At 69.2% G+C, this 12,292-nt stretch carries 13 protein-coding genes; 7 read left to right on the top strand and 6 right to left on the bottom strand.

What is annotated here, in order from left to right; genetic code table 11:
- Positions 1–60: 60 nt before the first annotated feature.
- Both D7Y04_RS20240 and D7Y04_RS20235 read right to left on the bottom strand, forming a co-directional pair.
- Complete coding sequence (locus tag D7Y04_RS20240) at positions 61–387, bottom strand: hypothetical protein (protein ID WP_120576498.1); 327 nt, start codon at positions 385–387, stop codon at positions 61–63.
- A 36-nt stretch (positions 388–423) separates the two neighbouring features.
- A complete protein-coding gene (locus tag D7Y04_RS20235; protein WP_158627563.1) occupies positions 424–1,566 on the bottom strand; it encodes a patatin-like phospholipase family protein in 1,143 nt (380 codons plus the stop codon).
- A 221-nt stretch (positions 1,567–1,787) separates the two neighbouring features.
- Here D7Y04_RS20235 and phbB point away from each other — a divergent pair, with 221 nt between their 5' ends.
- Positions 1,788–2,513, top strand: a complete 726-nt coding sequence (gene phbB / locus D7Y04_RS20230; protein ID WP_120576496.1) for an acetoacetyl-CoA reductase — start codon at positions 1,788–1,790, stop codon at positions 2,511–2,513.
- A gap of 12 nt (positions 2,514–2,525) precedes the next feature.
- Complete coding sequence (locus D7Y04_RS20225; RefSeq protein WP_121760386.1) at positions 2,526–4,343, top strand: alpha/beta hydrolase; 1,818 nt, start codon at positions 2,526–2,528, stop codon at positions 4,341–4,343.
- Between the two features lie 51 nt (positions 4,344–4,394).
- Here D7Y04_RS20225 and D7Y04_RS20220 read toward each other — a convergent pair whose 3' ends face one another.
- Positions 4,395–4,928: an RNA polymerase sigma factor gene (locus tag D7Y04_RS20220; RefSeq protein WP_158620752.1), complete on the bottom strand. Its 534-nt coding sequence runs from the start codon at positions 4,926–4,928 to the stop codon at positions 4,395–4,397.
- 164 nt (positions 4,929–5,092) lie between these two features.
- Between D7Y04_RS20220 and D7Y04_RS20215 the strand changes: the two genes are divergently transcribed.
- Together D7Y04_RS20215 and D7Y04_RS20210 are read left to right on the top strand one after the other, a co-directional pair.
- Positions 5,093–6,379 (top strand): SET domain-containing histone-lysine N-methyltransferase, encoded by a 1,287-nt coding sequence (locus D7Y04_RS20215; protein WP_158627562.1) that lies wholly within the window; start codon positions 5,093–5,095, stop codon positions 6,377–6,379.
- A 35-nt stretch (positions 6,380–6,414) separates the two neighbouring features.
- Positions 6,415–7,374 carry an NmrA/HSCARG family protein gene (locus D7Y04_RS20210; protein ID WP_199749704.1) on the top strand — a complete coding sequence of 320 codons (960 nt, stop codon included), beginning with the start codon at positions 6,415–6,417 and terminating at the stop codon, positions 7,372–7,374.
- Positions 7,375–7,422: 48 nt separating this feature from the next.
- Here the strand turns inward: D7Y04_RS20210 and D7Y04_RS20205 are convergent, their stop codons facing one another.
- The 3 genes from D7Y04_RS20205 to D7Y04_RS20195 form a co-directional block, all read right to left on the bottom strand.
- Entirely contained in the window at positions 7,423–7,926 is a 504-nt protein-coding gene (locus D7Y04_RS20205; protein WP_121760384.1) for a hypothetical protein, read from the bottom strand.
- A 77-nt stretch (positions 7,927–8,003) separates the two neighbouring features.
- Positions 8,004–8,798 carry an alpha/beta fold hydrolase gene (locus D7Y04_RS20200; protein WP_120599434.1) on the bottom strand — a complete coding sequence of 265 codons (795 nt, stop codon included), beginning with the start codon at positions 8,796–8,798 and terminating at the stop codon, positions 8,004–8,006.
- A gap of 10 nt (positions 8,799–8,808) precedes the next feature.
- Complete coding sequence (locus tag D7Y04_RS20195; protein ID WP_121760383.1) at positions 8,809–9,711, bottom strand: sigma-70 family RNA polymerase sigma factor; 903 nt, start codon at positions 9,709–9,711, stop codon at positions 8,809–8,811.
- A gap of 126 nt (positions 9,712–9,837) precedes the next feature.
- On the opposite strand from D7Y04_RS20195, the gene D7Y04_RS45745 reads away from it, so the two are divergent.
- Genes D7Y04_RS45745 through D7Y04_RS20185 form a run of 3 tightly spaced genes read left to right on the top strand, consistent with a single transcriptional unit; the run spans position 9,838 to position 12,196 of the window.
- Entirely contained in the window at positions 9,838–10,029 is a 192-nt protein-coding gene (locus D7Y04_RS45745) for a hypothetical protein (RefSeq protein WP_233601514.1), read from the top strand.
- Positions 9,990–10,793, top strand: coding sequence for a hypothetical protein (locus D7Y04_RS20190; RefSeq protein WP_233601513.1), 804 nt, complete (start codon positions 9,990–9,992; stop codon positions 10,791–10,793). The genes D7Y04_RS45745 and D7Y04_RS20190 overlap by 40 nt, the downstream gene beginning before the upstream one ends.
- Positions 10,793–12,196, top strand: a complete 1,404-nt coding sequence (locus D7Y04_RS20185) for a UdgX family uracil-DNA binding protein (protein ID WP_121760382.1) — start codon at positions 10,793–10,795, stop codon at positions 12,194–12,196. The genes D7Y04_RS20190 and D7Y04_RS20185 overlap by 1 nt, the downstream gene beginning before the upstream one ends.
- Positions 12,197–12,292 lie beyond the last annotated feature (96 nt).

The following is a 12,292-nucleotide window of genomic DNA, read 5'->3' as shown; positions in this document are numbered from 1 at the left end:
CAAGAACCCCGGGCGGCGCGCAAGGGCCCCCCGGGGTTCGAGCTTCGCGACGCCCAGGGCTCAGGTCGAGCGGTGCCCGCGGCGCTCCACACCGTGCAGCGTGAGGTTGCGCAGGGTGTCGTCGGCCAGCTCGAAGATGCTGGCCTGCGCCTTCAGCAGTTGGTCGTGCACCAGCTGCTCCAGCGCGTAGAACGGCGCCAGGGTCTCCAGCGCCTTGCGCGCCCACTCCTCGTGCTGCGAGCGCAGCGGCCGCGCGGCGGCGTCCCCCTCCACGAACTGGCGGGAGTATTCGAGCGCGGAGCGCTGGGCGGCGATGGCCTGGTGCAGGGCGCCCCGCCCCAGGTCCATCAGGTGGGCGTACGGATCGACTCTCTTCGCTTCGGTCATGGCATTGCTCCTTCGGGTCAAGACAGGTGGGTTCTTCTAGAGGCGGTGGACGACGGCGCCCCCTTCGGCCGGCGCCAGGTCCTCGTCACCGAACGCCTGGGGCCCGTTCGCCATGGGCTGCGTCCACGGCGAGGTCGCCAGGGCACGCTTCATGTCCCGGTAGCCGTCCGCCTGGCGCTCCGCGATGGAGGCGCGGGAGAACTCCGCATCGCTGCTGGAGATCTGGTGCTCACCGCGCTGGTACGTCAGGTGGATGATGTCCAGCCGGGGCGCGGGCTTCGCCAGGGGCTCGTCGCTGAACGCGAGCGGCGAGGACGCTGACATATGCCGCGTCACCCGGCTCGAGGTCTGGCGCAGGTTCCACACGGTCGCGAACTGGTCCACCTGCTGCGACGTGCGGCCCGCGAACTGGATGGACTTCATGCGCCAGCTCGCCTCGTCCATGTTCTGGGGCAGCGGCGCGCGCGCCTCGAACAAATCGATCATGAAGACGAGGGAGTGCCGCTGGGGCGGGTCGTCCAGGATGGCGTTGAGCGGCGTGTTGGTGACGCAGCCGCCGTCCCAGTACAGCTCCCCGTCAATGAGGCTGGGCGGGAAGGCGGGCGGCAGCGCGCCGCTGGCGAGCACATGGTCCGGCCCCAGGGCGCTTCGCGTGTTGTCGAAGAACACCAGGTGGCCGTCGCTCACGCGGGTGGCCCCCAGGCTCAGCCGCGTCGCACGGGAGTTGATGTATTCGAAGTCCACCAGCCGTCGCAGCGTCGAGCGCATGGGCCGGGTGGAATAGAAGCTCAGCGCCTCCGGAGAGCCCGGCGGCGCGAGCAGCGGGGACAGCGCGCGGGGCGCGTAGAAGCCGGGCTGGCCGAAGAGCAGGCTGGTCATGTGGCTGCCCAGGTTGAAGAGCTGGCGCAGACGGCCCTTGAAGAGCGAGCCCCACTCACTGCCCGGCCAGGACACCTCGCGCCAGAACGCCTCCAGCCGCTCGAGCCGCTGCTCCGGGCGGTTGCCCGCGACCAGCGCGGCGGTGAAGGCGCCAATGGAGATGCCGGAGACCCAGTCCGGATGCAGGCCAGCCTCCTCCAGGGCCTGATAGGCCCCCACGTGGTAGGCGCCCAGGGCCCCGCCGCCTTGAAAGACGACGATGACCTGCGGGCGCTCCTGGGGTGCTTGCGGCTGTGTCATGGATGTCCTCTCGCGAATGCTGCGGTGGAGTGCTGCCCCGGAGGAGCGGGGGGCTGATGGATCCCAATCCACCCTTCCCAGTCCCCCGCTCCCCGAGGCAGCGCTCCAGGGACGGCCGCGGCCACGCGGTTGTGAATCCACGCCGGCCTCCGAGGTCATGAATTTCACACCCGGCGGGCGTCCGCGTCCTTCAGGCGCAACTTTCAACCCTGGAGACAGACATGAGTGGACGCGTGGCAGTGGTGACAGGAGGAACGCGCGGCATTGGCGCGGCGAGCGCCGACGCCCTGCGGCAGCAGGGTTACCGCGTGGCGGTCACCTATTATGCGAATGAGCAGGCGGCGCAGAACTTCACGGGGCGCACCGGCATCCCGGCGTTCCGCTTCGACGCCGCCAACACCGCCCAGTGTGTCGCGGGCGTGAAGAAGATCGTCGAAGCGCTGGGTCCCATCGAGGTGCTGGTGAACAACGCCGGCATCACCCGGGACGCCATGCTGCACAAGATGACGTCCGAGCAGTGGAACGAGGTCATCCAGACGAACCTCACCTCGTGCTTCAACCTGTGCAACGTCGTGGTGGGTCCGATGCGCGAGCGTGGCTTCGGCCGCATCATCAACATCGGGTCCATCAACGGGCAGACGGGCCAGCTGGGACAGACGGCCTACGCGGCGGCCAAGGCGGGCATGCATGGCTTCACCGTGGCGCTGGCGCGCGAGGGCGCCGCCCGCGGCGTCACCGCCAACCTCATCGCGCCGGGCTACATCGACACGGACCTGGTGCGCACCGTGCCTCCGGAGGAACTGGTGCGCATTCGCACGCGCATCCCCGTGGGCCGCCTGGGGCGCGCCGACGAAATCGCCCGCGCCGTGACGTTCCTCGCCTCCGACAAGGCCGGCTTCATCACCGGCTCCACGCTCACCATCAATGGTGGGCAGCACATGTACTGAAGGAGGCCGCGAATGAACGCATCCCTGGAGCCCATGCGGCGCGCCTTCCTGGAAGTCCTCCTCCGGCTGGCGATGGACCCCCAGCGGATGCTCGCGGCGGGAATCGACCTGTGGGAACGCTCCCTGCGCGGGGGCGTCCCACAGGAAACCGCCCCTTCCGCGCCGGACCGCCGCTTCCGAGACCCGGCGTGGAGGGAGCAGCCCTTCTTCGACGGCCTGCGCCGCGCGTACCTCACCGGCGCGGACTGGCTGGAGCACCTGGTGGCCCAAGCGCCGGGCGTGGACCGGCACACGGCACACCAGGCGCGCTTCTACGCGCGCCAGCTCACCGACGCGCTGTCACCGTCCAACTTCCCCGCGCTCAATCCGGAGGTGCTCCGCGCCGCGCGCGAGTCCCACGGCATGAGCCTGATCAAGGGAATGGAGGCGCTGTGCCAGGACCTGGCGCGGGGCCAGGGCCAGTTGGCGACGCGCATGACGGACCGGCGGACGTTCCGGCTGGGGGAGAACCTGGCCACCACGCCGGGCGACGTGGTCCATGAGGAGCGCCTGTTCCAGCTCATCCAGTACCGGCCCACTACGCCCACCGTCCACCGCCAGCCGCTGCTGGTAGTGCCGCCGTGGATCAACAAGTTCTACATCCTGGACCTGCGCCCGGAGAACTCGTTCGTCCGCTGGGCGGTGGAGCGCGGGTACACGGTGTTCCTCATCTCCTGGGTGAACCCCGACGAAACGCACGCGGACGTGGATTGGGAGGACTACCTCGTGCACGGACTGATTGCCGCGCTGGAGGCCGTCTGCCGCGCCACCGGCGAGGAGCGGGTCTCCACGCTGGGCTACTGCATCGGAGGAACGCTGCTGGCGTCGGGGCTCGCGTGGCTCGCCGCCCAGAATGATTCGCTCATCGCCAGCGCGACGCTGCTCACCACGCAGGTGGACTTCAGCGAACCGGGGGACCTGGGGGCCTTCATCGACGCGCCGCGGTTGGAGCGGCTGGAGGCCCACATGCGCGAGCGCGGCTATCTGGAGGGGCTGGAGTTGATGACCACCTTCAACCTGCTCCGGGCGAAGGACCTGGTCTGGCCTTTCGTGGTGAACAACTACCTGCTCGGCCGGGAGCCGGCCCCCAGTGACTTCCTCGCGTGGAGCACCGACCCCACGCGCATGCCCGCGCGCGCGCACGCGACGTACCTGCGGGAGCTGTACCTGCACAACCGCCTGGTCCAGCCGGGCGCGCTGTCGCTCGCTGGCGTCCCCCTGGACCTGGGACAGGTGAAGACGCCCCTCTACGTGCAAGCCTGCCGGGAGGACCACATCGCGCCCTTCCGCTCGGTGTACCGGGGAGCGAGGAACTACCAGGGTCCCGTGCGGTTCGTGCTCGCGGGCTCGGGCCACGTCGCTGGCGTCATCAACCCGCCGTCCGCGAACCGGTATCGCTATTGGGTCCCGAAGCCCCGTCCGGGCGCGTCACCTGGAAACGCGCCTGCGTCCGCCCCAAACGCGGATGTATTTGCGTCGCATTCAAACGCAGTCGCGTCACCCCAGGACGCGGATGAGATTGCGCTCCGCGGCAAGACGGATGTGATTGCGTCGACACCGGACGCATCGGCGTCCTCCATGGACGCGGATGGAATTGCGTCGCACGCGGACGCCGATGCGTGGCTTCAGGACGCAAGAGAACACTCAGGGTCCTGGTGGACAGACTGGGAGTATTGGCAATCCGAGCGTTCGGGAGAACGCGTCCCGGCTCGGCGCCCCGGCGAGGGAGGGCTTCGCGTCATTGAAGCGGCTCCGGGGCGCTACGTGCGCTCGCGCACCCTCCCGGAATGAGTCGCGCGAGCCGTGCTCCGCCGGCCTGCCCGGACGGAGCACGGCTCGCGCTCAGCGGGGGCACGGCTCTTGCGAAAGGGTGGTCCGAAGGATTCCGTACGCGAGCTGGATGCGCTTTCTCACGTTGCAACTGGTCAACCGGAGCTGTTCAGCAATGTCGGCATAGGACATGTCCTGGAGGTAGCGCATCACCAGGGGCACCCTCAGATTGGGGGGCAGCGCCTCGATGCATTCGCGGACCGCCGCGGCGCTCTCGCGCTGGAGCAGGCCCGCGTCGGGCAGCTGCTCCTGGGACTGAGGCTCCGCGGACTCCAGGTCTTCCATCCACTCCTCGGTGTCGCCCCAGCGCTGGCGCTCGCGGTGGATGTCCATGCAGACGTTGTGGAGGATGCGTCCCAGCCACGCCCTCGGGTTGAGGATCTTCCCGGGCGACACGTAGTTCTGGTGGGCCCGGAGCATCGCGGTGTCCACCGCGTCCTCCGCGTCCACCACGTTCCCGCCCATCAGCCGCAGCGCCTGCTGCAACAACGGCTCCTTGTGCTGCTCCCATACACGCCAGAAAGAGGGATTGGTGTTTTCGCTCACGGTTTCCAGGGCTCCAAAAGTGCATCTGGAAACGGAGCAGCGAGATGTCTGTGAACAACCCTTGATCATCTCCAAAAAGGGCAGCCCGGAAATCCACGGGAAATCACAAGCCGTAGCGACCAGCGTCTTCCTGGCGTTCACCCCCCGAACGCATGGCGGAGCCAATGAGCGCGCGACAGGAAGCGGAGCAGGACACCCTCGAGGAAGCGAACCCCCTGAAGGAACACCTCGCACTCCAGTGGAGCAGGCAGGCGGGCGCGAGCTTCCCCAAGTTGTGGGTGGGTCATCTGGAGGGCGACGAGCGTGGCGTCTTCGCCAAGGTGCCCATCGCGGCGGGAGAAGAGGTGCTGCGGGTGCCACGCGCGTGCCTGGTGACGCTGGACGTCGCGAGAGCGTCGGACATCGGCCGGCTCATCGACGCGCACGCGCCGGACACGAGCGAGGAGTGCTACCTGGCGGCATTCCTGCTCCAGGAGAAGGAGCGCGAGGACTCAGCCTGGAAGCCGTACCTGGACGTGCTGCCCCAGTCCTTCCCCCACCTGCCGCTGTTCTTCGACGCGCAGGAACTGTCGCTGCTCCAGGGCTCCTCCGCGCTGCGCGAGGTGGCGCGGTGGAAGGAGATGCTGCTCGCGCGCTACGCCATGCTGGCGCAGCGGGTGCCGGGCTTCGAGCGCTTCACGCCCGACGCGTACCTCTGGGCGCAGCACGTGTTGATCAGCCGCAGCTTCGGCCTGACGGTGGCGGGCAAGCTCACGCGGTGCTTCGTACCGGTGGCGGACATGCTCAACCACCGGGCCTCGCCGCGCCTGGTGTGGGGCAACACGGAGGACGGTGAGGCCTTCGTGCTGGTGGCGCACGAGCCCGTGGCCGCGCGCGAGGAACTGCACATCAGCTATGGCATCAAGTCCAGCTGCCGGTTCCTGCTGAGCTACGGCTTCGTGCCGGAGGACAACCCGGACGACACGCTGGTGCTCTACCTGGGCGTGCCCGAGGACACGGTGGAGGCGGAGGGAAAGCGGGAGCTGCTCGCGCTGGCGACTCCGCCGTCGCGGCGCCGCTTCGAGGTGCCGCTGCACTACGGGCATGCCTCCACGGTGGCGATGTTCTCCTTCCTGCGCGTGGCGTGCGCGAACGCGCGGGAGCTGGCCCGGCTCGCCGAGGAGGCCCGCGAGGAGCAGGGCCTGGGCGAAGTGCCACCGCTGAGCGCGGAGACGGAGGAGCGCGTCTTCCGCTACCTCCACGACGCGTGCGAGGCACGGCTCGCGGGCTTCGAGACGACGCTGGAGGAGGACGAGCAATTGCTCCAGGAGGCGGACCTGTCGCGCAACGCGCGCAACTGCCTGCTCTTGCGGCGCGGTGAGAAGCGGCTGCTGCGGGCCTACGCGGGCCTGGCGCTCGCCTTCCTCCCCGCGCTGAGCCCAACCCCGCCCGGCCCCGTCGTGGGCGGATGAGCCGGCTTCATTCCCAGACTTCAGGACGACAGGACATGACCATGGACAAGAAGATCATCGCGGTGGTGGGAGCAACGGGCGAAGAGGGAGGCGGCCTCGCGCGCGCCATCCTCGCGGACACGCAGAGCGGCTTCACGGTGCGCGCGCTCACGCGCAAGCCAGGCTCGGAGCTGGCGCGCCGGCTGGCGAAGCTGGGCGCGGAGGTCGTCGCGGCGGACGTGAGCGACGCGAAGAGCCTGAAGGCCGCGTTCACCGGAGCGCACGGCGCCTTCTGCGTCACCAGCTATTGGGAGAAGCCCGACCCGGAGCGCGAGCTGGCACAGGCGCGGACGATGGCGCACGCCGCGAAGGAGGCGGAGGTGGCGCACGTCATCTGGTCCACCCAGGAAGACACCCGGCGCCTCATCCCTCCGGAAGACACGCGGATGCCCATGCTCAAGAGGCACTACCGCGTGCCGCAGTTCGACGTGAAGGGCGCGAGCGATGCGTACTTCAGCGGACTGGACCTGCCGGTGACGTTCGTGCGCACCTCGTTCTCGTGGGAGAACCTGCTGTCGTTCGGATTGGGAGGAAAGCGCAACGCCGACGGCACGTTCGACTTCGTGCTGCCCACGGACGACCAGAAGCTGCCCGGCATCGCCACGGAGGACGTGGGCGGATGCGTCCACACCCTCTTCCAGCGCGGGCCGGAGGCATGGGCGGGCCGGACGGTGGGGCTGGCCAGCGAACACCTGACGGGCCAGGAGATCGCCCTGACGCTGCAGCAGGTGCTGGGACAGGAGGTGCGCTTCCACTCCATGGAGCCGGAGGTCTACCGGACGTTCAACTTCCCCGGCGCGTCGGAGCTCGCGAACATGTTCCAGTTCATGCGGGACTTTTCAGAGGGGTACTGCGCCGCCCGGGACCCCGGGCTCACGCGTGAGCTGAATCCGCAGGTGCAGTCGCTGGCCCGGTGGATCGAACGCAACAAGGCCCGCTTCGTGCGCGCGGCGTGAAGGGCGCCAGGCCCTGCCTCCCGGTCCACGGAAGGCAGGGCCTGTTTTTCAGACTGAGATCTCCCGGCCTCCCCCACCCACCCCGGGAGGAGGCGGCGGAGGCCCCTTGTCCCAGCCATCCTTCCAGAAGAGCCCCATCGCGCCCTGGCAGCTGAGGAAGAACAGCGCGGGGGTGACGATCTTCTTGGGCAGGTACTTCACGAGCCCCTTGCCGAGGACCCAGCTGAACGCCGAGCCGCCGATGAACTGCCCCACCTGCTGCTGTCCCCAGTCGAGGGTGTTCTGCTGAGCCTCGGGAGGCAGTGCTTTCCAGAGGGTCGCGACGGTCGCCGGATCGACTTTCAGCCCCGCGGCGTACCGGAGCCCCGCCCGGATCGCCCGGGCCGTGAGCAGGTTGTGGTACTGGATCACCTGCTGCTGCTGCGGGCCCTGCAAACCCAACTGCCCGAGCGTGCGAAGCCCACCGACGAACAGCTGGGGAGGCTTGCTCGCGAGGCCGTAGTAGATGCCCCAGAAGAAGGGATACTGCTTCTGCTTGTCGTCGCCGCTCACGGTCTTGTCTCCTTGGATATGGGAGATGGCTCCCTCGGAGGAGACGGAGGAACTGGTCGCGCGTGAAGCCCGGGGCTTCAGTCGCCCAGGAACTCCTCCAGCGCTCGGGCGAGCGCCTTGGGGTCCACGGCATGCGTCTGTCCCTCCAGCGTCCGGTGGCGTGCGCTGGGAATGGCCCGTGCCAGGGTCTGGATCGCCTCGCGCATCCAGCCCGGGCTCGCGCTTCCGTCCATGACGAGCGTCGCCGCGCGGACGGCCGACACCTGCTCGAGCCGCGAGGGGCCACGGGCCGTGATGAGCAGGTCGTAACTCAGCGTGTGAGCGAGGTGCTCGAGGCCCGTCCACATCGGCGCCTTCCGCGCCTGCGCGACGGCTGGCGCGGGCATCTGCATCACCTTCGTGAAGTACAGCTCGACGGCCTCCGCACGCCGATTCCCCGCGGCGGCCTCATCCAGTTGCTTCGCGAGGTCTTCGAATGCCCGGGCCCGCCCCGCATCGAGGATGACGGGAGGCTCATAGACGGCCAGCTTCGGAATCGGCACGCCTCGCGCCGCGGCATCGAGGGCCAGGAGGCCGCCCGACGAGTTGCCGAACACAGCGGCGGATCCGCCGGCGGCGGTGATGAGTGCCGCCAGGTCCTCCCCTTCCCGCTCGGGCGCATGGGGCGGTGAGTCCCCGCTGTCCCCTCGGCCGCGCCGGTCATAGGAGAACACGGTGAAGCGATGGGACAGCAGGGCCGCCAGCGGTGTCCCCGAGGTTGGCGCCGTGCGGTCGCAGAACGCTCCGCCCACCAGGATGAGCGGTGGTCCCTTGCCGGTGGTCTCGAACGCGATGCGCGTCCCATCGGCGGACGTGACGGTGTGGAGGGTCATGGCAGTTCCTTCAGGGTGAGGCCGCGGGATGGTAGCCGTGCGTGCGGAAGGGCACGTCGAGCTCGCGACAGACCTCGGTCACGACCTCGGGCGAGTGGTAGTAGTTCCGCAGCCGCGCGATGCGGTCGCCGTCCAGCTCGACCCGTACGACGGCATGCACTTCGGCCCCCGACCACCACAGGAAGAGCGATTCGCCGCGGTGCGCGCGGAGCTCGCAGCGAGGCGGATCCACGACCACGTAGCCGGCCTCGGGACAGCCGAAGAGCGTTCCCGAGAACGAACCGTCCCGGACCGCTCGGGCCCCGGACTCGATCTTGAAGCCCGGATACTCCAGGGTCGCCCTCTCAAGCAGGAGCGCCGTGAGACGATCGAGGTCCCGCGCGTTGAAGGCGTCGCAGAAGGCGCTGAGGACGGCGGGAGCCACCGGCGCTGGCGCATCCAGTTCCGGCGCTACCAGCTTCGCCCGCCCCCGGTGCAGGGCTGCCTTGATGGCTCCGGTCGTGGTGGAGAGCACCTCGGCGGTCTCCTCGAGTGACAGCCCGAAGGCATCCTTGAGCACGACCGCGGCACGCTCTTGCGGCGAGAGCTGCGAGAGCAGCGTCCCGGCGGCTTCCCGCGTCGCGCGAGGTTCAGCGTGCGTCGCCGGCTCCGGGACCTCGACGCCATCGGAGGCCGGTGACTCTCGCACCTGCCGCATCCGGTTGAGCCACAGGTTGCTCGCGACCCGGAAGAGCCACGCCCGCGGGCTGCGCGGCGGCTCCGCCAAGAGGGCGAGGCTCGCGAACGCCCGGGCCATCGTCTCCTGGGCCATGTCCTCGGCATCCCAGGGGCTGCGCGTCAGCTGCCGGCAGTACCGGTAGAGGTCCGGACGCAGGGGTTCGTAGATATCGAGGAAACGGCGCTCGGTGCTCATGCCGGAGAGACACGCGACGGACAAAAAAGGATACGTCGGGCCAGCGGAGAAAAAGAGCCCTCGCTTACTTGCCTGCCCCTACCCCTCAGGGCGTGCGCGTCAGGAGCGATTGCCAGGGTTGTCTCCATGGACGTGCGCAAGAAGCTGGAGATCCTCGCCGATGCCGCCAAGTACGACGCCTCCTGTTCGAGCAGCGGCGGCAAACGCAAGGCGGACAAGGAGGGGCTCGGAAGCGTCGAGGGCATGGGCATCTGTCACAGCTACACGCCGGACGGTCGGTGTGTGTCGTTGCTCAAGATCCTGCTCACCAACTGCTGAGCGCCAACATCGAACTGCCGACGGACGGCGACCTGAAGAAGCTCGCGCCGGAGAAGAGCTTCGCCGTCACCGGCGGGACGATGAAGGAGATCTCCGCCCGCGTGGAGCAATCCAGGGCCGAGCGCCAGGAGAGCCCCAAGGCGCCGAAGTTCGCCCCCGCGGGCCAGAGCACGCAGATGATCGTCGGCGCCACGTCCACGCCGGACGCGGCCATCCTCGACACCGCGAACCGCCTCTACACGCGCTTCAAGCTCAAGCGTGTGTACTACTCGGGCTACAGCCCCATCCCGCTCGTCGACGCCCGCCTTCCCGCGAAGTCGCCGCCGCTCGTGCGCGAGCACCGGCTGTACCAGGCGGACTGGCTCCTGCGCTTCTACGGCTTTCGCGTGGAAGAGCTCACGCCGCCCGAACAGCCGGACCTGTCCCTGGAGCTGGACCCGAAGCTCGCGTGGGCATTGCGTCGGCGTGAGCTGTTCCCCGTGGACGTGAACCGCGCCCCGCGCGAATCCCTGCTGCGCGTGCCGGGCATGGGCGTGCGCACGGTGGACCGGATCCTCCGCATCCGCCGCTGGCACCGCGTCACGCTCGCGGACCTGGGGCGGCTGCGCGTGCCTCTGACGCGCATGAAGCCCTTCATCGTGACGGCGGACCACCGGCCCACGGGGCTCATCGACTCCGCCCGGCTCGCCGAGCGGGTGACACCTGCCGCCACCCAGCTCTCCCTGTTCACCTCCGCTCGGGAAGCGCTCACCGGAGAGCTCTGATGCGGGTGGAGGTGGGACCGGACCTGGAGTCGTTCCGCGCGGTGGCGCGTGGACTGCTCGCGCGCGGAGTGTCCCCGGAGCAGGTGCTGTTCACCGAGGAGGGGCACGGACAGGGCTCGCTGCTCGCGCCAGACGTGGTGCCCGCGAGCGCACCCATGGCGGTGCTGTCCGTGCCTCCGGCGTTCCTGGAGCTGGCGGAGAAAGTGGCCTGCCACCGCTCGCCCGAGCGCTGGGGGCTGCTCTACCGGGTGCTGTGGCGGCTGACGCACGGGGAGCACAAGTTGCTGGAGGTGGAGAGCGACGCGGACGTGTACCGCGTGCTCACGCTGGCCAAGGGCGTGCAGCGCGACGCGCACAAGATGAAGGCCTTCGTGCGCTTCCGGCGGGTGGAGCGTGAGGGCGAGGAGTACTTCATCGCGTGGCACCGGCCCGAGCACCTCATCGTGCGCCACGTGGCGCCCTTCTTCGCGCGGCGCTTTCCCTCCATGCGCTGGAGCATCCTCACGCCGGACGCGAGCGTGTCCTGGGACCTGGAGCAACTCACGTACGGGCCGGGCGTGCCGCGCTCGCAAGCCCCCGAGGAGGATGCGCTGGAGGAGATGTGGGGGACGTACTACGCGTCGACCTTCAATCAGGCGCGGCTCAACGTGCGGGCCATGCGCGCGGAGATGCCCAAGAAGCACTGGGCCACGCTGCCCGAGACCCGGCTCATTCCAGAGCTGGTGCGCCAGGCGCCCGAGCGCACCTCGCGCATGGTGAGCCCGAAGTTGGAGCACTCCGAATCGAGCCGCTTCCTGCCCGAGCACCGGGACCTCGCGTCGCTCGCCCAGGCGGCGCGAGGCTGCAGGGCCTGTCCGCTGCATGAGCGGGCCACGCACACGGTGTTCGGCAAAGGGCCGGCGGGGGCGCGACTGATGCTCGTGGGTGAGCAACCCGGCGACATGGAGGACCGGGAGGGCAGGCCCTTCATCGGTCCGGCGGGCCAGCTGCTCGACACGGTGCTCGCCAGCGTGGGCCTCGAGCGCGGGCAGCTCTACGTCACCAACGCGGTGAAGCACTTCGGCTGGGTGGCGGGTGAAGAGAAGCAGCGCCTGCACGCGAAGCCCGGACGGAGCGAGGTGCTCGCATGCAAGGGGTGGCTGGACGCCGAGGTGGCGCAGGTGAAGCCGAAGATGATCCTCTGCCTGGGGGCCACGGCGGCGCAGGCCTTCCTCGGGCCGGGCTTCCGCATCAACCTGAGCCGGGGGCAGATTTTCGAGACGCCCTGGGCGAAGGCGTGGATGGCGACCTTCCACCCCTCGGCGCTCCTGCGCATGCCGGATGAGCGGGCGCGGGCGCAGGCACGCATCCACTTCGAGGAGGACCTGCGCCGGGTGGCGGACACGCTGCGCGCACTGGGGTGAAGGCGCGGGTCTGACTCCCGCCGCCACCTTCAATGCCGGGCGAAAATCCGGTGGAGCCGGTACTTGCCCTTCAGCGTTTGCGTGTCTCCACAGAAC

Source organism: Corallococcus sp. AB038B, from assembly GCF_003668955.1.
Lineage (GTDB): Bacteria > Myxococcota > Myxococcia > Myxococcales > Myxococcaceae > Corallococcus > Corallococcus exiguus.
The sequence above is the reverse complement of the archived record's forward strand: the minus strand, read 5'-3'. Positions and strand labels throughout refer to the sequence as shown.